18 protein-coding genes, 4 tRNA genes and 1 pseudogene are annotated in these 24266 nt (G+C 27.5%); 3 read left to right on the top strand and 20 right to left on the bottom strand.

Going from position 1 to position 24266, the window contains the following annotated elements; all coding sequences use genetic code 11:
• Positions 1–31: 31 nt before the first annotated feature.
• The 3 genes from RYO54_RS17970 to RYO54_RS17960 form a co-directional block, all read right to left on the bottom strand.
• Entirely contained in the window at positions 32–1168 is a 1137-nt protein-coding gene (locus tag RYO54_RS17970; protein ID WP_315121854.1) for a toxic anion resistance protein, read from the bottom strand.
• Positions 1169–1183: 15 nt separating this feature from the next.
• Positions 1184–2716: a YceG family protein gene (locus RYO54_RS17965; protein ID WP_315121852.1), complete on the bottom strand. Its 1533-nt coding sequence runs from the start codon at positions 2714–2716 to the stop codon at positions 1184–1186.
• A 221-nt stretch (positions 2717–2937) separates the two neighbouring features.
• A tRNA-Arg gene (locus RYO54_RS17960) sits at positions 2938–3014 on the bottom strand.
• A 179-nt stretch (positions 3015–3193) separates the two neighbouring features.
• On the opposite strand from RYO54_RS17960, the gene RYO54_RS17955 reads away from it, so the two are divergent.
• Positions 3194–4081 carry a phosphatidylserine decarboxylase gene (locus RYO54_RS17955; RefSeq protein ID WP_315121850.1) on the top strand — a complete coding sequence of 296 codons (888 nt, stop codon included), beginning with the start codon at positions 3194–3196 and terminating at the stop codon, positions 4079–4081.
• A 43-nt stretch (positions 4082–4124) separates the two neighbouring features.
• Here the strand turns inward: RYO54_RS17955 and RYO54_RS17950 are convergent, their stop codons facing one another.
• The 7 genes from RYO54_RS17950 to RYO54_RS17920 all read right to left on the bottom strand — a co-directional run bounded on the left by RYO54_RS17950 (position 4125) and on the right by RYO54_RS17920 (position 13069).
• Positions 4125–5240, bottom strand: a complete 1116-nt coding sequence (locus RYO54_RS17950; RefSeq protein WP_315121848.1) for a Ger(x)C family spore germination protein — start codon at positions 5238–5240, stop codon at positions 4125–4127.
• Positions 5230–6309 (bottom strand): GerAB/ArcD/ProY family transporter, encoded by a 1080-nt coding sequence (locus RYO54_RS17945; RefSeq protein ID WP_315121846.1) that lies wholly within the window; start codon positions 6307–6309, stop codon positions 5230–5232. Before RYO54_RS17945 ends, RYO54_RS17950 begins: the two co-directional genes overlap by 11 nt.
• The gene (locus tag RYO54_RS17940) at positions 6296–7786 is read right to left on the bottom strand and encodes a spore germination protein (RefSeq protein WP_315121845.1); all 1491 of its coding nucleotides are present in this window, start codon (positions 7784–7786) and stop codon (positions 6296–6298) included. The genes RYO54_RS17945 and RYO54_RS17940 overlap by 14 nt, the downstream gene beginning before the upstream one ends.
• A 146-nt stretch (positions 7787–7932) precedes the next feature.
• The gene (locus RYO54_RS17935) at positions 7933–9186 is read right to left on the bottom strand and encodes an ABC transporter permease subunit (protein ID WP_315121843.1); all 1254 of its coding nucleotides are present in this window, start codon (positions 9184–9186) and stop codon (positions 7933–7935) included.
• Positions 9179–10228 carry an ABC transporter permease subunit gene (locus RYO54_RS17930; protein ID WP_315121841.1) on the bottom strand — a complete coding sequence of 350 codons (1050 nt, stop codon included), beginning with the start codon at positions 10226–10228 and terminating at the stop codon, positions 9179–9181. The genes RYO54_RS17935 and RYO54_RS17930 overlap by 8 nt, the downstream gene beginning before the upstream one ends.
• Entirely contained in the window at positions 10228–11832 is a 1605-nt protein-coding gene (locus RYO54_RS17925; RefSeq protein WP_399549722.1) for a sugar ABC transporter ATP-binding protein, read from the bottom strand. Before RYO54_RS17925 ends, RYO54_RS17930 begins: the two co-directional genes overlap by 1 nt.
• A gap of 85 nt (positions 11833–11917) precedes the next feature.
• Entirely contained in the window at positions 11918–13069 is a 1152-nt protein-coding gene (locus RYO54_RS17920; RefSeq protein ID WP_315121839.1) for a DUF3798 domain-containing protein, read from the bottom strand.
• A gap of 402 nt (positions 13070–13471) precedes the next feature.
• On the opposite strand from RYO54_RS17920, the pseudogene RYO54_RS17915 reads away from it, so the two are divergent.
• Positions 13472–13672 (top strand): annotated as a pseudogene (locus RYO54_RS17915) (pirin family protein); the annotation flags it as partial.
• Positions 13673–13761: 89 nt separating this feature from the next.
• A complete protein-coding gene (locus tag RYO54_RS17910) occupies positions 13762–14361 on the top strand; it encodes a nitroreductase family protein (protein WP_315121837.1) in 600 nt (199 codons plus the stop codon).
• Positions 14362–14436: 75 nt separating this feature from the next.
• Here RYO54_RS17910 and RYO54_RS17905 read toward each other — a convergent pair.
• From RYO54_RS17905 to RYO54_RS17860, 10 genes are all read right to left on the bottom strand, one after another.
• Positions 14437–14513, bottom strand: a tRNA-Arg gene (locus RYO54_RS17905).
• Between the two features lie 94 nt (positions 14514–14607).
• A tRNA-Ser gene (locus RYO54_RS17900) sits at positions 14608–14698 on the bottom strand.
• 30 nt (positions 14699–14728) lie between these two features.
• Positions 14729–14819 (bottom strand) — tRNA-Ser (locus RYO54_RS17895).
• Between the two features lie 217 nt (positions 14820–15036).
• Positions 15037–15414 carry a DUF1667 domain-containing protein gene (locus RYO54_RS17890; protein WP_315121836.1) on the bottom strand — a complete coding sequence of 126 codons (378 nt, stop codon included), beginning with the start codon at positions 15412–15414 and terminating at the stop codon, positions 15037–15039.
• 18 nt (positions 15415–15432) lie between these two features.
• Entirely contained in the window at positions 15433–16824 is a 1392-nt protein-coding gene (locus RYO54_RS17885; protein ID WP_315121834.1) for an FAD-dependent oxidoreductase, read from the bottom strand.
• 40 nt (positions 16825–16864) lie between these two features.
• Positions 16865–19099: a hybrid sensor histidine kinase/response regulator gene (locus RYO54_RS17880; protein WP_315121832.1), complete on the bottom strand. Its 2235-nt coding sequence runs from the start codon at positions 19097–19099 to the stop codon at positions 16865–16867.
• A gap of 115 nt (positions 19100–19214) precedes the next feature.
• On the bottom strand, positions 19215–21875 hold the full coding sequence (locus tag RYO54_RS17875) for a UPF0182 family protein (RefSeq protein WP_315121831.1): 2661 nt from the start codon (positions 21873–21875) through the stop codon (positions 19215–19217).
• A 5-nt stretch (positions 21876–21880) separates the two neighbouring features.
• A complete protein-coding gene (locus RYO54_RS17870) occupies positions 21881–23044 on the bottom strand; it encodes a DUF362 domain-containing protein (protein ID WP_315121829.1) in 1164 nt (387 codons plus the stop codon).
• 17 nt (positions 23045–23061) lie between these two features.
• Complete coding sequence (locus RYO54_RS17865) at positions 23062–23577, bottom strand: transcription repressor NadR (protein WP_315121827.1); 516 nt, start codon at positions 23575–23577, stop codon at positions 23062–23064.
• Positions 23578–23598: 21 nt separating this feature from the next.
• The gene (locus RYO54_RS17860; protein WP_315121825.1) at positions 23599–24093 is read right to left on the bottom strand and encodes an HD domain-containing protein; all 495 of its coding nucleotides are present in this window, start codon (positions 24091–24093) and stop codon (positions 23599–23601) included.
• Positions 24094–24266 lie beyond the last annotated feature (173 nt).

Here is a 24266-nt window from a genome sequence, read left to right as displayed (position 1 = left end):
TTTATAACAAAAATTAGGTAAAACTTATATATTAATAATTCTTTTGTTTTTTAGCCATTTCATATTTTATTTGCTCTAATCTCTGAGAATTATTAGCTCTTTCAGCCTTATTTTGTTCTTGTATAAGCTTAGTTTCCTCAATTCCTCTCATTATGGTAGACCAGGTCTTTTCCAGTGTTTCCATGCTAACCGAACCTGATCCTGTCATTCTTGTAATATTAACTGTTTGATTTGCTAGATTTTCAGCATTTCTTAAAAGCAATTCATTAGTTTTATCATCAAGAGCCTTCAAACTTTTTGCTTGCAATTCTTGTCTTTTAAGCATTATAGCTTGAGTTAAACATTGTTTAAATATTGGTAATGTAATTATAAATGCTGAATTTATCTTTCTTGTTAAATTAAAATTACTATATTGTATACCTTGTATCATTGGAATTGTTTGTAAAGCAACGTTCTCAGCTATCTTTAAATCATAAACTCTTTGTTCCATCATTTCTAAAACTTTTCTTAGGGTTTGAATATTGGAAATATCTAATTGATCTCCACTTTCATCTGCTATTCTTTGATACTCTGGAATTAATTCATTATTAAGCTCTTCAATTGCTAATTCGCCCGCTACTATAAATTTTTCTAGCTCCTTATAATAATCTATATTTGTATTATACATTAGCTTTAAATTTTTATTTGATTGTTCTATATCTTGCTCATATTTTTTTAAAGTAATATAGACCTTATCCACTTCTGAACCCATTGTTTGATACTTTTGGAACATTAATTCAACTGAATTTTGGGCCTTCTTAAAAAACTTTTGTATCATAGATGGTTCTTTGATATCTTGTAATTCCTTTATATCAAACTTGTCCATTATTTTTGTTAACTGCTTAATCATCTCCCCTGCTTCTTCAGCATTAACAGTCCTCATTGTAGAAAGCAGACCGTCAGAAACTTTAGAAATACCTTCTGCAGCTTCTTTACCAAACATTAATATTGATGTTGGATCTTCAACATTTATCCTACTAGTTAAAGCCTCAACTTCTGGCATAGCTCTTAATTTAGCTTTGTAATTTTTAGTAAATTCCACAATATCTCCATCCTTCGATGGCTTTATTGCATGATTTTCCCCTTCAGCGTTTAAATCCAAGTCATTAAAGTTCATTTCTACGTTCATATAATTATCCTCCTATCATCTAAATAACTTTTCAAAAAATGATTTCTTTTTATTTTTTCTATCTAAATCTAAATTTAAATCTAAAGCTATATCCTCAAGCCTAATAACATTTAAATAATCAGTAGATATTTTTAGTTCAATATTATTTGTTCCATTTGGAGTTAATATAACTATATCTAATCCAATTCTATGTAATAATGCTAATACTAAGGCATCCTCATCCTCAAACATTTCTCTATTCTTTAAATAGACTATAATTTTAGGAATAGAGGCGGTATAATCATAGCAATCTATTAAATTTAATATATCATCATCTAATAAAAGTACAGAAATTATCAATTTTAATATTTTTTTATCATCTATATCAAAATTAAATAATCTTTTTTGAGAAATAGTTTCATCAATTTTATCAATTATCAAGTCTTGCAATTCATTTCTTAAGGTTTTTAATTTGTTAAACATATTATGCTTTTTTAAAGCTTCTTTATTTATACTCTTATCTCTATTTAAACAAAAAGCTAAGGAGTATAGTTCCTGATTATTGTAATCTTTATTGGTTAAATTACTACCTTCAATGAACTTATGGAACCTTGATTTCCTTAATTTATTAACCATATCAATATATTCTGATAAATCCGTGTAAACTCCTGATATTTTATTAAAAAATATAGGAATATAAACTAAGTCTTCTTCTGTTTTAAATCCTGGACGAAGCCTAGATGGTTCATCCCAATAAGTTATCATATCTTCAATAATAGAGTTCATAATAACCGGTTTAGTAAATGAATTTATACATTGCCATGGCTTATATATGCCTGTCCCATTATATAAAGTTTTCTCTAATTCATCTGAAGCTTGTTTTGCATATGTAGTTACCATTTCTATTACAGCTCCATTAGATACTCTCATATTATAATCAATAAGTTCAGATGTTTCATTTTCTTTTATTACTTGGGAAAATTCATTTTTATCTATTATCTCAAATATGCTATCCTCTTGTGGATTTAAATATAAAACATCAAACCCTATAAGGGCAAGTAGTATTAAAAAATAACATTCATATTTTTTTATTTCACCATAATATAAACATTTAGGAACTATATCACCTTGCCACTGAATATTTTCAACATATTCAATAGTCCAAATCATAAGTTTGGCAATAAAATTGTTTCTTATAGTTTTATTTGAAAATGACTCATTTTTTATAGCAAAAGGAACTACTACACTTAAGGCTTCTCTTATTCTTAAATTTCCCTCATCAGATGATACAAGACTTATGTATTCATTTTTTATATTATCTATATTTATTTTATCTAATTTATCCATTATTGATTTTACTAAATTCTTATCATATGGATTTGGTATTGTAGAACTAAATATAACGCTCTTGTTATTTAACTCTTTAAGTTTACTATCTAAAAAGGCAATATTATCATTATAACTTTGTTCATCTTTTACGCCTATTATTCTACAAAAATAATTACCTTCTCTTAAAGTGGAAGGTTTAAACATATCTTCATATATATTATTAGCTTTAATTATTCTCAAGTCTATTCCCTCCTTAAATAGGACTTTTCATACTTAATTTTAGTCAATATATACAAATTGATTTTTGTATTAATTTGTTATAATCATATATAAGCTATTATTTGAAAATTAAGTAGAATTTCCTATACCAATTATATCATAAAATTGTAATATGAAAGAATAAAATGCTATAAAATAATAAAAAAAGTCTTGTAAACGCTTAGTTTACAAGACTTTTATACTGGTGCGCCCGAGAGGAATCGAACCCCCGGCACGTGGTTTAGGAAACCACTGCTCTATCCTACTGAGCTACGAGCGCATATAATTATTTCTACAATAATTTATTATACTTCATTTTCATTATCAATACAAGTTTCGTTTAATTTTATTAATATAAATTTATTAAATGGCCTATCACCAATAATAATTCTTTTATTTTAACTATATTTAATGTAAAATATTGATAAGTTAATATTTTCATATGCTTTGGAGGAAAACATGATTAAAGTTTTTAATAGAAAAACAAAAAACTATGACATTGAAAAAGTTTCAGGTGAAAAGTATTTAAACTGGGTTTATGATACTTCTATAGGGATATCTTTCTTAGAAACATTTTTAAAAAGAAAGTTTTTTTCTTATGTTTATGGAAAGTATTGTGATAGTAGCTACAGTTCAAAAAAAATTTCTTCCTTTGTTAGAGATTTTGATATAAATATGGATGAATATGAACATACATTGGATGATTTTAAGTCTTTCAATGATTTTTTTATAAGAAAAGTAAAACATAAATATAGACCTATTGAACATGAAAAAAACGTCTTTATTTCTCCCGGAGATGGAAGAATATCGGTTTATGAAAATATAGATTTAAATAAAATAGTACAAATAAAAGGTATTTATTATAGTTTAGATGAATTAATTATGAATAATAAAATCGCTTCTTTATACAACAATGGAACCTGCATAGTATTAAGATTATGCCCAACAGATTATCATAGATTTCATTTTATAGATGATGGTGTCTGTGATAGCACTACAAAAATAGATGGGAAATATTATTCAGTTAATCCAGTAGCATTGAAAAAAATACCTAAATTGTTTTGCCAAAATAAAAGAGAATGGTCTTTATTTCATACGGATAATTTTGGTAAAGTATTGTATTTGGAAGTAGGGGCTACTTGTGTAGGATCTATAATTCAAACTTACCTTCCTAATAAAAAAATATCAAAAGGCGATGAAAAAGGTTATTTTAAATTTGGTGGATCGACAGTAATACTTTTCCTAGAAAAAGACAAAGTAAAAATAGATGAGGATATAATTGAACAAACTAATTTAGGGTATGAAACAAAAGTTTTAATAGGTGAAAAAATTGGCACTAAAATATAAAAATAAAGTTCACTATATATTTAATTAAGTATATAGTGAGCTTTTAGAAATTTCCTCTTCCACCTTTAATAACTTTTACATTTACTTTTAAATCTATATTAGAATTACTCACTACATCATTCCAGTCTACACCTGTTCTTCTCCCATATTTAGCAGCTGCTACTCTTCCTAAACCTAACAAATCTAATTTATGCTCTGTTTGCATTTTTTTTATAAACTCTTTACATTCTTTTTCGATTTGTTCTTCAGCTTTTTTCTTAAAGATTTTTTCATTTTCTAGGTTTTCGAAAACGTGATTCTTAGATTCATCATATTCTATTGTTGCATCTATATTTAAATCTATTTTGAAGTTATATTTATTATTTTCTTTATTTACTTTAACTTTTCTTTTAGCATCTGCTGCGAAGCTAACGTAATCTCTAGGATTATATCTTATTGTAATTTCTCCTTGTGTGTTATCAGCTGTCAACATATTTAATATTTTTGTTTCATTAAGATTAAGTTTAAGCACCATTTTGTCTTCTTTAAAGACAGCTACTCCCGTTACCTCTATTCCTTCCTCTTTAATCTCTATATATGGTAATATAACTCTTCTTCCTTCTGAAAATACTCTTACAAAGATATCTGTCATTTTATAGCTCTCATCAAAAAAATAGGCATACTTCAAACTTTTTATTAATCCTTCTACGTATTCACTAGGGCTAGAGCCTCCTTTTACAGGATATTTAAATATATCAATTGCTTTTCCTTCACAAACAGCAACTAATCCTAAATCACTTATTATAGATGTATTAAAAATACCTTCTACTATATCCTTTATACCATACATTGCCACTTCTTCACTAAGAATATAAACTTTTTCTAATCCTAAAAAAAATTTTTTATCTGATTTTACTTGTCTTGATGATCTAGCCTCTATCAATGATTCTCCCGTTCCAGTTTTTATATCAGTAATAGGGGATTTACCAATTTGGAACATGTAATGATTTATTGGTACATCATAGATTACATTTTCCCCTAATTTGAACTTTATATCATAACCTACACCTATTGGAATTAATAATTTTTCTGCATACTCAACTTTATCATCTTTTTGCCCAAAGTAAACAAGAAAAATAATTATGCTTATCATTATGATTATTTTATATCTATTTTTCATATATATCATCTCTTTTTACAAAAATACTTATAGTCGTTATATAAATTAAGTTATATATTATTACAAAAGTACCCACCAACATATTTATATACTGTGTTCTTATAAGGTTTTTATAAGATATTGATACAATTATCAGTATAATAATGGATATTGCATATGATACCTTATCATTTTTAAATTTAAATACATCTTGAAAGGTAAAAGAACTAAAAAAGCAGTAATTAACTAAAGTTTTCAGAATAACATTTGTCCATAGAAAAATAAAAATATATCTAAAATTATTTACTAATGGTATATTAAGTGTTTCAGTGATCATAACCAGTGGCCATCTCAATTTATATGCAACTTCATCTCCCAAATAAAATAATGTTATAAATTGAACCCATATGTAGCATAATGCAACAAATAAAAACGCAAAAATAGAATACTTTTTTATTTGTTTTTTATCACTAATAAAAGGATATATTAAAAATGCTACTTCCATACCTATAAATGAAAACATGCCGAAATATGTTCCTTTCATTACATCGATTATATTATTCTTAAATACAGGTAAAACATTTAAAAAACTTCCCCGTTTCAGTGCTGCACTTGGAATTAATAATAAAATTATTGTTACAAAAAATACAACATAATTTAATCTTGAAACAACCTTAAACCCTTTTATTATCGTATAATAGGAAACGATTGAAATAAGAATTATTATGTTATTTCTACTTAAAAAATAAGATAAATAATTAATTAATACATAGCCAACATAACTGACTATTATAGAGCCTGAATACAAAAAATTTAATGCAAGTATTAAGTTAAATATATTACCTAACATATTTCCAAAGTATTTTCTGCTCAATTCTAATATATGATTATTCGGTTTCTTATTGCTGACATATATCATAATCATCCATAAATATAATGGATATAGTAAGCCTATTAGTATGGAAATCCATCCATCTTCATGGGCATACTTTGATATATCTGAAGGCAACGTTAATATTCCTACGCCAATAATTGTCCCTGATATTATGCTCATAAATTCTATAGGAGTTATAATTTTATCTTTTTCCAAGCTTAGACCTCCTATACTTTTCTCTAAAATTACTTTGTCTAGTATTATCCTTTGTAGCTATATCCTCAGGTCTCTTATTCATCTTCCAAAGAGGTGCTCTTATAATAACATCTTTATAATCAGCTCTATTTAAGGTTATATAAGGAAATCCAAAACTATCTAAACTTAACAAATGCACTATGATAATATACCAAAATAATACTATCCCAATTATACCTATGAAATTAGCTACTACTAACATTGGAAACCTCAACAACCTAATAGTTAAGGCCATTTCATAGTTTGGTATTAAAAACGTTGATATTACAGAAATTCCTATTACAACAAGAGTCTCAGGACTTACTACTTTAGCTCTTACAACCATTTCACCAATTATTATACCTCCAACAATGCTTAGCGTATTTGCAACTTTACTAGGAAGTCTTAAACCTCCTTCTCTAAGTAATTCAATTATTATTTCCATTAATAATATTTCATAAAAAGGACTTAAAACTATACCTGTTCTTGAACTTATAAGTGGTACAACTAATTCTAAGGGAATTATTTCTACATTGAATTTTATAAAATTTAAATATAAAGATGGTAATGTAATTATAGTAAAAGCTGAAAAAATTCTAAGCATTCTTGAAAAGGATGATACTATAAATCTTTCATAATAATCTTCTACTGTTTGGAAAAAATCTATGAATAGAGCTGGTGCAGTCAATAATTGAGGTGCTCCATCTACTATTATAGCTACTTTACCTTCCATTATATTAGATTCAACTACATCTGTTCTTTCTGTGATATAAAATTGTGGGAAAATAGTGTACGTATGATTTTCTATGTATTGTCCTAATTCTCCAGTAGATGAAATGTTATCAACATCTATCATTTCTAATCTTTCTTTTATATAATTTATTAGTTTATCATTAGCTATATCTTTTATATATAATATAGCTACATCAGTTTGGGATCTTTTACCTATTACTGTTTTTTCTATTACTAAATTTTTATCTTTTATTCTTCTTTTGAGAATACTAATATTTACTTCTAAATTCTCAACAAAAGCTTCCCTAGGGCCTCTAATAGAAGATTCAGTGCTCGACTCAGATATCTGTCTATATTCCCCACCCGTTGTATCTATAATTATATATCCAGGGCTATTTTCTATTATCAATATAGTCTTTCCTCTTTTAATGCCATCTATGACCTTATTAATATCTTGTTCTGTTTGTGCATCGCCCATACATATATATTTTTTACAAATATAATCGTTTAAATTTTCTTTTTCTTTTAAATCCTCCTTTATTCCTATCATTAATGGTTTTAATATATCCCTATTTATCACATCTCTATTTATTAATCCATTAATATATAAAATTGTAGCTTCTATGTATTCATTTGCACCTATAAATATTTTTTTCGCTATTAACTGACTATTATCTTCTAAATTATTTAAAACTAAGTTTACTTTATCCTCTAAAACATTATTCATATATTATTACCACCAATAAATATTTATTATTTGTATTTTAATCTTTTGTAGATAAAATTATTCAATTATAAAAATATACTTTAATATATATGCAAAATAAAAACATCTGTAAAATTCATGATTACAGATGTTTTATATTTATAATTTTACATAGATTTTGATTTAATGGATACTTGCTTCTTCCAAGCATGTAATCCTAAAGAAAGGCCTATTACACCGTATGCTACAAAAACTCTAAAATACTCTCCTATCTGAGGATTATCAAACAAATTTTTACCAGCCATTGGTGAAACTATAAATAGGGTATGAAATAATATTACCCCTAATATTGCCTGTCCATTGGTGGCTTTAGATACAGATGCACCTCCAATTAGAAGAGCTGCTATGGCAAACATACCTACTTGCTCATGACTACCATAAGTGTTTAGTGTTCCAATGTTTTGAAGAAAAATCAACTGTCCCCAAGCCCCTAATACTGTGGACATTATAATAGCAATAATTCGTACTTTATTTACTTTGATCCCAGATGCATTTGCTACCTGCATACTATGACCTACAGTACGCATATCTTGGCCTAATTTAGTCTTCACTATAAATATATTGAATAGGCATAATAGAGCTATTACTAGCATTGTTACTATAGGTACATTGATAAATTTTAGTGTAAATTTCCACTTTGGTAATATCTGTATCAATATAATTATTGATACAGATAAACTTAAGTATACTATCCTTTTTATATATTGTTCTCTTTGTCTTATAATCTTATATAAATTATATAAAATTATAATTATTAATGCTATTAGTACTGCTTCGTACATAGATAATTTAAATAAATTGCCTAATAAATTATCTAATGAGTACTTTATGGTGTCCTTTAAATCAACTGTATTTTTGATTCCTATTCCACCACTTAAGACTAATACAGGGTTTTTCATAGGTATAAGAGTTCCTACTAGAAATAGAAATAAGAACTGATATAGACCATTAGCAACGAAACCTAGTATCATACTAGCTATCATTTCTTGCCCTTTAGTTTTATTTAGAAGCTTTCCTGTTAAATACCCAAAAATAATAGCTAGAGGAGTACTTATTAAGACACATAGTAAAAACCCTTTTATCTCTGTTATATTCCAATGAGTTACTGCTATAACTGCAATTTGCCCAGCCATGGCTCCAATTACTATTCCAAAGTTCAATCCCATACCTGCAATAACAGGAATTATAAGAGCAAGAACTAAGAATGAATTCCTAGCTACTCTTGCCATCAATTCATCTAATACAAAGGAAAGAGGTTGGCCTGAAAGTTTAATACCTACTAGACATAATATAACAAATAATATGGTAACTATATTATCAAATAAAACCTTGTTAACCTTTTTTAATAAATCATTATTCACTCATGTCCCCTCCTCCTACTTTAGTTAGAGCATATAGAATTATACCATTGCTTAATATTATCCTTACTACTTCCGCTAAATTACCCTCTGTAACTATTTTATTGGCAACTGGAAGTCCCATTGTCAATAAACCTTGAAATAAAATAGTTCCTATAATAACATGCGATATTTTAGCATTGGTAGCCGAGGCTCCACCAATAAGGATTGCCGCAACAGCTGCAAATCCCATCATCATTGGAGCTTGATAAAGTTGGTAAAATCCATAACTTTGAGCATATACTATAATTCCAACTGCTCCAAAAATTGTAGATAACATGGTTCCAAATATTCTAGACTTATCTACATTTATACCTGAAGCTTTTGCAAAATTAGGATTGCTTCCTGCTGCTATCATAGATATACCTTTTTTACTTCTTAAAATCAACCACATTAATAAGCAACATAGTAAAAACATTAATATAAGTCCTGTAGGAAATTTTATTCCAGCTAACTTAAAGGAAAGAAATTTATCTAATTGCTTATCGTATCTATCCGTAAGCGTTATAGTAGTTCTTAATCCTTTCCCAATAGGCCATTTTAATTCAGCACTTTGAAAAGGAAATAAAAGCCATCCTATACACATTAAAGATACTGCTGAGAAACCTGCGTAAGTAGACACCATCATCTCTGATCCTTTTACTTTATTTAAAAGTAAAGCATATAAATATCCTATTATAGCTGATATTGGAATAGATATTAATATTGCTACAAATAAGGCTGTAAACCCTCTTAAGTTCATTTCTATACTTATTAATCCTCCAATAAGCCCAGCTAAAATACCTAAAGGTAAACCAAAATTAAGCCCTATTCCACAAAGTATGCCTGGTACCATGGCAAGAACCAATATGCCGTTCATTCCAACTCTTACTAAAGTATCTGAAATCAAATCTGGGAGAGATAGTTTAAGCATCACAGATAAAATACATAAAAATAAAAAGAAAATTATAATTATAATTCTTGGTAAACCTATTTTATCTATTAAATCCTTAATTCTGTCTTTCATTATAAAACCTCCCCCCTTTCTTGCATATTTTTATGCCCCGACATAAGCAATCCAAAGTCTACATCGCTATCCTCGGGTTTAAGAATACCTGCAACTTTCCCCTCTGATACGATTGCAATTCTATCACAAATTGATCTAAGCTCTGCTAGTTCGCTTGAGGTTATTACCACCGTCATTCCAAGGTCATTGCTTAGCTTAACTAATAATTCAAGTACCAATTTTTTAGCTCCTATATCTATACCTCTAGTTGGTTCTGAAACGAATAATATCTTAGGATTCATAGTAAGAGCCCTAGCAATACATACCTTTTGTTGATTCCCTCCACTTAATCTTCTTGTGATCTGCTGAGGTCCTGTACATCTTATATCTAAATCCTTAATTAGAGTTGACGAATGAGCTCTAATTTTACTACTATCAATTTGATTAAATAATCCAAAACTCTTTATAAATTCATTATTTATTTCTATTGCTGTCAATGCCATATTTAACTCTATAGACTTATCTAATAAAAGTCCTACCCCTCTTCTATCTTCTGCTACAAAGGCAATTTTATTTTTCAGAATTTCTCTTGGATTATTTAATTTTAGAGGTTTGTTTTCAAAAAATACTTCTCCTTCTGATTGAAAAAGTCCCATAATTCCATTAGCTATTCCTATTTTCCCTTGCCCTGCTAATCCCCCTATTCCTAGTATCTCACCTTTCCTAATATCCAAATTGACTTCCTTAACTTTTTCTCCAGGCATATTTACCTTTAAACTTCTAATACTCATAATAATTTCTTGATTATTTATTTCTTTTTCATTATCTTTTACTATTCTCTCAACACTTCTTCCTACCATTAGTTGTGCAAGTTCTATAGCATTAGTTTCCTCAACTTTTCTACTAGCTACTAACTCCCCATCTCTTAATATGGTTATATTGTTACACACTGCCATAACTTCATCTAATCTATGGGTAATAAAAATTATTGCTATACCAGAGTTTGCTATATTTTTCATAGCCTCCATAAGTTTATCCGCTTCACTTTCTGTAAGAACCGCTGTTGGTTCATCAAAAACCATAAGTTTTATATTTTTCTTATCTATTTCCCTGGCAATCTCAATAAATTGCATGTAGCCCACTGGAAGTCCTTCTACTTTTATAAATTCTTCTATTTCTAATCCTGTTATTTTAAGAGCCTCTCTTGAATCCTTATTCATTTCATCAAAGTCTAGAGTCTTAAGATTTTTACCAAACAACTTGCTTATTAAGTTATCTTTAGTAAGTTCCCTATTAAGTTTTATATTTTCTGTAATACTAAAACCCGGTATGAGCATAAATTCTTGATGCACCATACCTATGCCTTTTTCCATAGCTTCTTTGGGAGATTTTAAATTTACTTTTTCATCCCCAATAAATATCTCACCTTCATATCCTCCAGTAGAATGAATCACCGGCATACCAAAAAGTATATTCATTAAAGTAGATTTTCCCGCTCCATTTTCCCCTAATAGTGCATGAATCTCACCTGGCTTTATCTTTAAATTTACTCCTTTTAAAACTTTGTTGCCAAAATAATCTTTTTTTATATCTTCCATTCTTAGAACATATTCTTCTCCACTCACTTAATTAACCTCCTCTACAAATTTTCAAAAGAAAGTATATAATTAAAAAACAAGGTTGCTCTTATAAGCAACCTTTATTATTTTATTAAAAATCAATGTAATCCGATAAAACTACATAGAAGTTATCTAAAGCCTGATTAGTTTCTTCATCTTTAAAAGTATTCATTTGTATCGGTTTTCCAGCTACCTTTTTACATATCTCTTCTAATTTAGCCTTATCATTTTTTTCTTTTATATCACCCTCTAAATAAGCTTTAGCATATTCAACACCAGCTTGAACAAATAACATGTTAACAGGTACTGGCCAAGTAGATAATCTTCCTGTTCCATTCATATCTGCAACTTTTTTCTTTGTTTCCTCTATAACATAATTTAAATCACCTTTTTTATCTTCTGGTATTTGTATTCCAAGAGCACCTGGATATCCATGATAAGGTGATGGACAACATTGTTGTGATAATATAGCACCTTCTTGTAATACTGCTTTAATTAAAGGTTCTTGCATAGAGCAGTTTGTACTAAAAAATGATGTGTCTTTCCCTAACTCTTTAACCTTTCTTGGAATATCTTCTAAGATAAACTGTTGAGCTCCTGGAACCCCAGCATCTCCGGTTGGGTCTGGTGCTGTAGCATCTACAAATTTAATCCCTTCTTCTTCACAAGTCTTTTTTAATATATCTCTTCTCATTGCTAATAATTGATAAGACATATGTCTTGGGAAAGAGTAGTGAACGAAAGTTTTAGCTCCTTGTTTTTTCGCTTGTTTTATTATTGCTGTTCCCATTCCTAACTCATCTGCCTGTAAAACTACATCTGCTTTTGAAGCTATTATTGATGGGTCTTCCCCTGGAACCCCAGCAATAAATAAGATATCATCTCTTTTTTCTTTTACCTTATCTATCGCTGCCGCAGCGCCAGGAACAGCCTGTACAAAAACTATAGCCTTTACTTCTGGATCTGATGCTAAACTTAACGTATTAGCTATAGTAGTTTCCTGTTCTTTTGAGAAATTATCTGGATAAGTTTGAAGAACTATCATATCTCCATATTCTTTTTTCATATTTTCAGCTGCTCTGTATTCCTCTTCTCCTTGAGAAACAGTTCCTGTAATAACACCTATTTTAAAGTTTGATTTATTAGGTGTATTTGCAGGTGTGCCATTTGTTTTACTGCCACATCCTACCACACTTATTGCCATCGCCCCAGATAGCAATATAGATAATATTCTTTTTTTCATAAATTAGCCCCCTCTTAAAATATTCATGAGATTTATAATTATGTTTTATAATTATTCATTTAAATTGATTGAATATTCATATTTTTTTATTTATATATATGCAAACAAATTTATAAAATGAATTTTAATCAAATAAATATTTCATTTTATAAATATAAAAATACACATGATTGCTTTACACATACACCTGCTCATAATTTATTCAAATTATACGCTATGTGTTACCATTAATCAAGAAAAATTTTGCGATTTATTATTTTCAGATTAATGAAAGATATCTATTTTTAATAACTCATAAATGAAATTTATATTAGATTTTTTTCACATAGAATAAATATTTTTATTACCTAATATTTATTCATTTTATCTTTTAAATGAATATAATAGCTTCATGTAAGAAGGGAAAACAAAAACGGAAAGGAGATTAGTTTTCTAATTAATACAGGAAGACAAGCATATTTAGTTCAAATAGAGGGAATATCTATAATAAATGATATTCAGTTAGATGATAGGGATGGATTTGAAATAGTTGAAGAAAATATTTTAATCAAAGCAAAAGAAACTTCCCATATTTTAATTTTAGAAATGAATAAACAAGATTAATATTTTATAAATTATATTAAATAATAATATATCAATTTTATTATAAATAACAAGAATTCAATATTTATATAGATTGGAGGAATGATTAAATGTCAAAAGATTTTTTTACTGCCGTAGCAGATAGACGTACATTTTATGGAATTAGCAAGGAGGCTGTGATTTCAGACGATAGAATCAAAGAAATTATAGATCATGCTGTGAAGCATACCCCATCTGCATTTAATTCACAAAGTGCAAGGATAGTTCTATTATTAGGAAAGCACCATGATAAATTATGGGATATTACGAAAGAGGCTTTGAGAAAGGTTGTACCCGCAGACAAGTTTAGTTCTACTGAAGATAAAATAAACTCATTCCGTAGCGGATATGGTACAGTTTTGTTCTTTGAAGATAATAGTGTAGTAGAGTCTCTTCAACAACAATTTGCTCTCTATAAAGATAACTTCCCAATTTGGTCTCAACAAGCAAGCGGAATGCATCAATTTGTTATTTGGACTGCATTAGAAATTGATGGACTTGGTGCATCATTGCAACACTATAATGAACTTATTGAAACTGATGCAAAAAAAGAATGGAACATACCAGATAACTGGAAGTTAATTGCACAAATGCCCTTTGGAAAGCCAATAGCACAGCCAGATGAAAAACAATTCCAACCATTAGAAGATCGTATTAAGGTATTTAAATAGATTGTACTTTAAATCTCCTTTCCCATCAAATAAAAAAACACCAAGAGTTGAAGTAATTCAATTCTTGGTGTTTTTTGGTGCGTCGGAGAGGATTCGAACCCCCGACCAACTGGTTCGTAGCCAGCTACTCTATCCAACTGAGCTACCGACGCATACTTAATACTAATATATTAACATATATTTATAAAAAAATCAATTGATTTAATTTCTATATAAAGTAAAAAGCATCTAGTTAACTAGATGCTCTGGCGGAGAAAGAGGGATTTGAACCCTCGCGCCGGTTTCCCGACCTACGCCCTTAGCAGGGGCGCCTCTTCGGCCACTTGAGTATTTCTCCATGTCCAAATTTTGTTTTATATATAGAAAATGGCGGAAAGACAGGGATTCGAACCCTGGGTGCGGTCACCCGCACGCCGGTTTTCAAGACCGGTGCCTTAAACCAACTCGACCATCTTTCCGTATCTCATGACAAAATAAATTATATCAGTGATTTGAAGTTATGTCAACAATATTTTTAATTTTTTATTAAATAAAGGTAAATTAAGGCTTTCTCAATTTACCTTTATCACTCCATATGGTAAACCTGTACCCTGAAGTACCGCTTCAGATCTAAAACATGCACTATACGCTAAGTATTTTATATGCATATATACTATATATATCAACTTCTAACATTTATTCTTTATCATAATTGATTATTTTATCTATGTTCTTCGTACATATTATATCTACACCTGTATTTAAAAGGTTATGACATACTATATCTCCAATTTTTATAGGTGCACCCACATACAACATACTCAATGCTTTAGAACATTCTATCCATAGTTTTTTATCTATTGTTTTGTTACTTTTAACTGGAACTACATTACAATCTGCTCCTTTTATTCTAACCAAAGTAGTAAATATATCTTTATTGTTCTTTCTTTCTTCATTAGCATAATAAATGCCATCATTGCACTTATTCCCATTTATTTCGAGGGTATCATCATCTAAATCCATATTTATAACACATTTATCATTACAACCGTTACATATAAAACTTTTGTACATTAAAATACCCCTTCCACTCTACTTATATTGAAACTCTTTAATTCTAGACTTTAGTATATTTGAATTTTTCGAGTCATTTACTATATCCGTGGGTCTTTTATTCATTTCTCTAGCTAAAATAGAAACAATTTTGCTAAAGCATTCAGAACCTTTACAGCTTCCAAAGGTTACACCAGTTCTTCTTTTTATTCCTTCAACTGTACGAGCTCCTAAAGGTCTTCTGATAGCGTCTATTATTTCACCTTCTGTAATATTCTTGCAAGCGCATATTATATTTGCATATTTTTTATTCATTTTTATAATTTGATTTCTTTCTTCATTGGAGAGTTGGCTAAATTTATAGACTTCTCTTCTTTTTCCTACAAAATCTTTTTTTAATATACAGTTAATATTGCTTACAATAGTTTCACAAACCATTTTTGCTATAGAAGGAGTCATGGTTACTTGACCATAATGCTTTCCTACAACTTTAATATAACCTTTATCTATTAAACTTTCATCTATTATTATAGTATCTTTATAATGAGGCCATTGATAAAAAGCATTTATTTTATTTTCATCTATTTCCCCTATTATACTATTAAAATTCTTTAATGTATGCTCATAGCCTACTGGTTCTTCAGTATTTAAAGCTAGTATGATATTTCCTTGCACTGTAGGAATTATACGCACATTTTCTTCAGAGTCTTTAATAGTAAACATTATATTATTATAATTTACCTTACAATCTTTCTCTAAAAGAAAGAAACTTAAATTTCTTTTTTCTTTATATATTTTTTCTGAAGTATCGATACTATAATTTTGGCCAGGAGTTGTATTAATAACCATTTTACATGTAAATTTATTTTTATTAGTTATTACTCTAAATCCTTTAGTTATTTTTTGAATATCTACTACTTCTTCTTCTAATCTAAAATTAACTCCATTATCAAAAGCTATTTCTCCATATGCTATAGCTAAATCATATGGACATACTACTCCCGTATTTTTAGAATATAAAGCTTTTGATACTTTAATGTTTAAGTTTGGTTCTAATTCATATACTTCATTACTTTGTAATAAATTTATATCTTTTATTCCTCTTTCCAAAGCTCTTTCATACATTTGGTTTATCATATCTTCACTTTTCTCATCTTCAGCTATAATTAAAGAGCCCTGTCTTTTGAATGGAACATTTATATTCGATGAAAGTTCATCAAACATTTCATTTCCCATCATTTCGAGTTTAGCCATTAATGTATCATCACACTCTACTCCATCATAAACTACTGCTGAATTAATTAAAGCAACATCATCGGCTATATCATAATCCTTCTCTATTAATGCTATATTTAAGCTATACTTTGATAATTCATAAGCTACAGCACAGCCTATTATACCACCACCTAATATTAGCACATCATAATCCATAAACTTCCTTCCCTTCAGTATAAAATATAAATTATATATACTAAGTGGTTATCTTACTTTTATATTTCATAAATATTTCTTTTAACTTCTCTTTATCAATTGGTTTAGTCAATACTAAGTCAACATTTTCAGTCATATTTATGTCGAAATTACCTAACCAACCAGTCATTAAACAAAAGAATACATCCTTATTAATATTTTTAGAAATATTAGATATTTGTACTCCATTCATTCCAGGCATGGAGAAGTCACAAATTATTATATCATATTTTCTTCTTTTTAACTCTTCCTCAATATTTTCATTTCCACAACTTTTTATTCTACAATCAACTATAGATTTAATCATATCTGATATGACACTTCTTATTTGACTTTGATCATCTATAATAAGAATGTTTCCATTAAATTCAATTTTATCCTCATATATTTCTTCTTTTATCAAATCCATATCATTGCAAATAGGTAATGATATATTAAAACATGTTCCTACCTTCTCTTTACTATCAATTTTTATTTTTCCACCATGTTCTTGAATTATTTTATAGGAGAGACTTAACCCCAAGCCAGAACCTTTATTTCCTTTTGTAGTGAAAAATGGCTCAAACACTCTTTTAATTACCTTTTCACTCATTCCCATTCCATTGTCTTTAATTTTAATACACACCATATTATTAATTTCCTGGGTAATTATTTCTATCTTTCCTTCACCTTCGATTGAATCTATTGCGTTTCTAATTATATTTACAAATACTTCTCTTAGCTCAGTAGCATTGCCTTTTACTTTAGTTTTAGACTTTAAATTAAATATTACTTCTATATATACGCCATTTAAATTGCTTTCTATTAACCATTTATTCTTAGTTAGATCAATTGCATCTGTCAAAATATCATCTATAACAAATAATTCTAATTTGTTTTTTATACTTTTTCTTGTAAATCTATTTACTTTATCAGCTATATTCATACCATCATATGCACATATTTCAATTATTTTTAAATGCTTCATTATATTTTTATCTTCTATATTACTGTCTCTTAATAATTGAATAGATCCAACTATAGGTGTTAAAACGTTATTTATATCATGAGCTATGCCTGCTGCCATTTCTCCCATCGCTCTTAATTTTTCATTTTCTACAAATTTATCTTGTAACTCGCAATATTTATTTTGCTCATATATTAAATGGAACATAGTTTTACATAGTGGGCCTATATAATTTATATCTTCTTTTAATATCTTTTTATCTCTTTCATATCTTCCAACCCAAATAACACCCTTTATATTTTCATAATTATCTACATAAACCCCTAAACAACTGCTTATAGATATTTCTTTAACTACTTTTTCCATACCAGTATTATTTGCTTGTGAAATATCTATAAATAAACTATGCCCCTTATTGATTATTTCTTCATTTATACTTCTTTGAAAACTTATAAATTTTCTATTATTTATCATATAATATTTATGTCTTTTAGTTACTCCAAAACTACTATCTAATCCAACAATATTTTCTTTTACTTTATCCAAAGTATATATTATACAAAAATCAATATCACAAACATCTTTTAAATTATTAATTATTATATTTTTAAAAGTCTCTTTATCTAAAGTTTTTGGGACATTAGAATATATATCATTAAATAAAACTAAATTATTATTTTGATATTTTAATTCCGCATTAGAATTTAACAGCCATAAAATATTATCCATTTCTTTATCACATTGAAAATAAAGTTCTTTGTTTTTATCAAATATAATTATAATATCTAGTATTGAACATAACTCTTTTAATGAATTAACATTATATTTATAATTATTAATAAAAATTATATTTTTAACCTTTGAATTTGAGTAAGAAATAATATTACTTACACATTTTATTAATTCTTCTAAGTCACCAATTCTTCTTGCATAGTTTCTAAAATCCCATAAAATAGTAACCCTATCTTTTGTTTTAGCAGTATATTTTAATACTTCCAATAACTCTATAGAATTTACATTAAAATTTAAAGAATCATATAATTTTATATCTAATTTTCCGCTATTTATGCTGTCTATTACTAAATCATATGAAGATAAAAATATTTTTTCTAAATCTTTATATAAAAGTTCATCTGTAAATATTATAACTCTTTCTTTCTTTAATAAGTTCTTACATATATTATCTTTAATGGAATTTGGAACCTTATTTATATTAAAAGAGTCTGTACTAATATATATACTGTTTTTTATCTTTTTATTTACAATTACTCTTTTATCTTCATTATTCATAATATACCTCACAATAATATGTTATAAAAGTATCATTCAACATTTTTTCTAAAAATCCTTTTAAACCTAACAAAAAAGTTAAACAGATAGCATTATAAACTATCTGTTTAACTTTTTATTCTTTATTTAAAGTATTAAGTATCTCTCCTAATGATTTTATATATTCTCCATACTTAGCCCAATCTCCATTTTTCTGAGCCTCTATGGCTTTTTCATAAACATCTTTTGCAGATTTTATATCTTGTAAATCTTTGTTTATTTCATTATTATTTTCTTCTTCATTAACATTAAACATTTGTTTTATAGCTAAATCAAGATTTTCTGCTAGTACCACTCTATCAGCATAAGATAATATTATTCTTTTTACTTCTGGAGCGCTATTTTTGCCACTAGCTCTTAAATACATAGACTCAACATATAATAAAGAATTATTTAATGGAACTATTATGGTATCTCCAAATATAACTTCTGAAACATTAGTGCTCCAAAGAGCTATTTCTTTTGAAATAGATGGATCTTGTTTTAACTTTTGATTGAAGAAATATGGATTGTATATAGTTTTATGAGAAGGCATTCTATACATTATTAACTTACCGTAGTTATCTCCATCCATTCTCGCTCCAAATATTGAAGACATATTATTCCTATCTTTCATATTAAAATATTCTAATACTACCATCTCATTATCTTTTTCTCCCGGTAATCTCATAACTACATAAGGTGATTCATCTACGCTTTCTTTAGTCTGTACTAATTTTTCATTTTTAGATACTTCCCACAAATCATCTCCATTTAAAAATGCTATAGGATCTGTCATATGATATTTTTCTAATACATTACACTGTATTTTAAAAATATCTTCTGGATATTTTATATGATCTTTTAGTCCTTGTGGCATACTACTTAAATCTTTAAATAAATTTTTAAAGATTTTTGAGTAACTCATTATTATAGGATCATTTTTATCTACTATATAAAAATCCACATCTCCTTCACTAGCATCTATTACTACCTTTACTGAATTTCTTATATAATTAACATTATTATATGGCTGTGAATAAGGATATCTATTTGAAACAGTATATGCATCTACTATCCAATATAGTTTTTCATCATGTATAACTACGTATGGATCTTGGTCATATATCAAAAATGGTGCTATCTTATTTACTCTTTCAATTATATTTCTATTTATTAATATTTTACTATTTCTAGTTATATCTCTTGAAAGAATAAAATTTAAATTCTTCTCTTTTATAGCGAATAAAACTTTATTGAATAATGTCATTCTTATACCAGATTTACCATCATACTGATTTATTTTATTATCTCCACCTTTTGGATAATCAAATTCTTTTAAATTAGTATTTACAATGGCATAGTCATTGGTCTTTTCACCAAAGTAAATTCTAGAGTTTTTTAAAGCAATATCTGTAGTATTTTCTTCTGGTATATCTTTAATTAAAAAGTTAGGCTGTCCCTCTTTAGTAACAGAATTAACCTTGCTCATAGCAACTCCGTACCCATGGGTATATATTAAATGTTTGTTTTGCCATGTATTAGGATCAATATTTTCAAGATTTAACTCCCTAGGAGCTATAAAAACCTGTGTATATTTATCATTAATTTTGTATCTATCTATATCCATATCATTAAATACATAATATGGCCTAATAGTTTGATATTGATTATAAAACTCTAAAGCTGGCTCAAATGCATTTATCCTAATATTATCTATTATATCTTTATTATTATTTATATCATTAATGGTTAGGTTATTTTCTACACTAAAATCTGTCTCCTGTATATCGTCGATACCAAATGCTTTTCTTGTATAAGCAATATTGTATTTAATATATGGTTCTTCTAACTTTTTTTCATTAGATTTAACTATAGAATTTTGAACTAGGTTTGAAGTTACTCCTTCAATAATAATAAATACAAAAATGCAACCCAAACAAATTATTATAGGCTTTATCTTTTTTCTTATAATGCTAAAAAAAACTACAATAGCTGAAATTATACATAATAATATTATTATTCTATAAAATAACAATGTCACTTTTACATCCGTATAACTAGCTCCGAACACTCCTCCCCTAGGACTATAAACTAAATTCCAACTTTTTATGAAAAATCCAAGTGATAATATTATTAATATTAAAGATGAAATTACTGCTAACTGTCTTCCTGCTAAAATTGTAATTCTACTTTTTCCTTCCTTTAAATTATATAATATTTCCCTTAAGCCACCATGCTGTACCCTATCCTTTATAGATAATACAAAATATATAACAGATGTTGTTAATATTAAAAAGAGTAATAATCCCATCAAAGCATTATATATAGATTCTATAAGTGGCAATTTAAATATATAAAATGCTATATCTTTGTTAAATATGGGATCCTTTAGATTAAAATTTACTGAATTATTAAATTGTAAAATATAATACCAATACTCACTAGAAAATAAGTATGCAACACTTATTGAAATTAAACTATTAATACATAGTAAAATTTTATTATTAAATATCTTTTTAAATTCAACCTTCTTTTTGGTTATTACACTATAATATACATATATAAAAATAAAAACAATTATAAATGATGGTATCATTAACTTTATTAGCGCATTTATTTTATTAAAATATACTGATAAATATACCACGTCTTTATACCACTGTATATTTATCAAAAATTGAACTATTGTATTTATAAATAATATACTTAGAGTTATAATGCTAATAAAAATTATGAATAAAACACTTTTTTTCAAATATTTCACCTTCTATTCATTCCTAAAATTCTACCTAAAGTATTATATTTCAACTCTATAGCTCCCTCTGGACATAGTTCTTGACAGCAAAAACATCTTATACATTTTGACATATTCCATTCAGGAACTGATCTATTACTATCTTTAATCATATCTATAGCTTTAGGATCTTCGGGACAAACTTCCCTACATCTTTTACATCCTATACATTTATCCGCTATTAAGGATGGATAAGGAGCTATCATTCCTCTTAAAAAATTATTTACTACTGGACTTACAAAGTAAAAGCTTCCAGCTTTTCTACATAATTTAAAATCATCTACTTTTAAATTTTCAATTTTTTCCCCGAGAACTTCAATTTCATTAGGTAAAACTGGCCCAAAATTATAGTTCTTCGCTTCTTTTAATACTGGAATATCCAAAGGATTGTCATAGCCTATAAGTCTTACAGCCACAGAATCTACTGCTGTTAAGCTCTCTCCCATTATTAATGTATTTAACTTGTATGGTTCTCCACTCTTAGGACCATTTCCTTGCATAGCAACTATACCATCTAAAATTGCAAAGTCTGTGCCTACAAGGGTATTTAAATCTAATAACATTTTACAAAAATTATTAGCATCAGGCATTCTTGTATGCCAAGTAGCCTTTTGAGTACCTGGAATACAACCAAATTGATTTTTTATTGCACCTGTATAAAAAGCCATACCATGCGTTTTAAGCTTTGGTAATGTAATAACAACATCTGCTTCATAGGCTGCCTTTGCTACATTCCACGATTTACACAATATAGAATCTTCTAATCTTACATGAATTGAATCAATAAATCCATCAAACTTTACATCATATTTTGATGCTACATCTATTAACCCTGACCTCTCAGCAGCTTTTCTTGAATCTCCAAACCCTGGAGAATCTCCAAATATAATATTACTAGAGTAATCCTTTAATATCCTAATAACAGCTTCAAAAACAGCATAATGAGTTACAACAATAGAACCAGGCTTTTCAATATTTAATAAATTTGGCTTTAGCAAAACCTTACTATTGTATGGAATAAGCTTTCTTAAAAATTTTTCTCCTCCTAGTAAATTGAAACCTTCTCTTATTTTTTCTTCTATTAGGTCGACATTATAATCATCACACTTTATTAGAGCAACCTTCTCCATAATTTTTTCCCCTTCTATTACCCTTCTAGTAAATATCCTTTCTCACTAAGTTCTTCAATTATTTTATTCATTTGATCTTCTTTTTCAGTCCATATTGTGTGTAAATGTACTCCATTGGTTAATATAAGTAATGGTTCTGCTTTATAGTTTGTAAACTTCTTTACAAAATTATCTACATCATATAAATTTTTAATCATCAGCATAGCTTTAATTTCTCCGTATAAAGGATGATCTACTAAAACATCTTTCACAACTCCCCCATACTTTATGATAGTTTTTAACTCTTCTTCTATTTCATCAGAATTATGACATAGAGCTAATATTTTAAAATATCCACCTTTTTCATCTTTATTTATGATGTAACCATCTGGAGTAGCTATTATATCTGTTCCTTTAGCCCTTAGTATTGCAATATCTTTTACTATTACCTGTCTTGTTAGCCCTAATTCTTCAGCTAGTTTTTGCCCTTTAATTGGAGATGAACTTTTTACTAATAAGTTTATTATATATTGTCTTCTTTCCTCTGAGTTCATAATTACCTCCTTATAAATAAATTAATTAATATCATCACATAACCTAATTATATCCATCTCATCATTTTTAATCTTCTTATTATGATGGTTCTTTATTATATCTAAAAAATCTTCATCATATTCTTTATCTTTTAAAATTTTATATCCATCTTCACCATGATTAAAATATGTATTAATTTTTTTTATATTTGAGTATTTTTTTATATTCCCTTTAGTTATAAAATCTAATAATACTAACAAAGATTTATCTATTACGTTTAGTTTACATTTAATTTTTCCGATATCATGAAGAAGTGCTATCTTTATTAATCTATCTTTATTCAAATTTGTATTTTCGTTACATTTATTCTCTACTTCATAGGCTACTCTTACACAATGTTTTTGATCTTCTTTAGATAATTTTTTAAATATACTAATTTCATACTTATTTAAATATTTAGATATATAAATATAATCTTCATTTATCATTTTATCAAAAAAGTAAAGATAAAACTGCTTTACTCTACTTATATTCATTTATATTCTCCTTTATTTAAATATACCTTATATTACATTTTAATATATAATTTATAAATTTCATATTAATAAATTGTAAATAAAAAAAGTCTATAGTTAATTTAACTATAGACTTTCTAATGGTGGAGATAAGGAGACTTGAACTCCTGACCCCCTGCTTGCAAGGCAGGTGC

Source organism: uncultured Clostridium sp. (genome assembly GCF_963515715.1).
In the GTDB taxonomy this organism is placed as follows: Bacteria; Bacillota; Clostridia; order Clostridiales; family Clostridiaceae; genus Clostridium_AW.
Note: the sequence above shows the minus strand (reverse complement) of the source record. Positions and strands in the feature narration are given on the sequence as shown.

Bases quoted from the DNA above. Each gene is read 5' to 3' on its own strand.
- RYO54_RS17970 (WP_315121854.1), bottom strand. From the start codon at position 1,168: ATGAACGTAGAAATGAACTTTAATGACTTGGATTTAAACGCTGAAGGG.
- RYO54_RS17955 (WP_315121850.1), top strand. From the start codon at position 3,194: ATGATTAAAGTTTTTAATAGAAAAACAAAAAACTATGACATTGAAAAA.
- RYO54_RS17950 (WP_315121848.1), bottom strand. From the start codon at position 5,240: ATGAAAAATAGATATAAAATAATCATAATGATAAGCATAATTATTTTT.
- RYO54_RS17940 (WP_315121845.1), bottom strand. From the start codon at position 7,786: ATGAATAATGTTTTAGAGGATAAAGTAAACTTAGTTTTAAATAATTTA.
- RYO54_RS17930 (WP_315121841.1), bottom strand. From the start codon at position 10,228: ATGAAAGACAGAATTAAGGATTTAATAGATAAAATAGGTTTACCAAGA.
- RYO54_RS17920 (WP_315121839.1), bottom strand. From the start codon at position 13,069: ATGAAAAAAAGAATATTATCTATATTGCTATCTGGGGCGATGGCAATA.
- RYO54_RS17910 (WP_315121837.1), top strand. From the start codon at position 13,762: ATGTCAAAAGATTTTTTTACTGCCGTAGCAGATAGACGTACATTTTAT.
- RYO54_RS17890 (WP_315121836.1), bottom strand. From the start codon at position 15,414: ATGTACAAAAGTTTTATATGTAACGGTTGTAATGATAAATGTGTTATA.
- RYO54_RS17885 (WP_315121834.1), bottom strand. From the start codon at position 16,824: ATGGATTATGATGTGCTAATATTAGGTGGTGGTATAATAGGCTGTGCT.
- RYO54_RS17880 (WP_315121832.1), bottom strand. From the start codon at position 19,099: ATGAATAATGAAGATAAAAGAGTAATTGTAAATAAAAAGATAAAAAAC.
- RYO54_RS17870 (WP_315121829.1), bottom strand. From the start codon at position 23,044: ATGGAGAAGGTTGCTCTAATAAAGTGTGATGATTATAATGTCGACCTA.
- RYO54_RS17865 (WP_315121827.1), bottom strand. From the start codon at position 23,577: ATGAACTCAGAGGAAAGAAGACAATATATAATAAACTTATTAGTAAAA.
- RYO54_RS17860 (WP_315121825.1), bottom strand. From the start codon at position 24,093: ATGAATATAAGTAGAGTAAAGCAGTTTTATCTTTACTTTTTTGATAAA.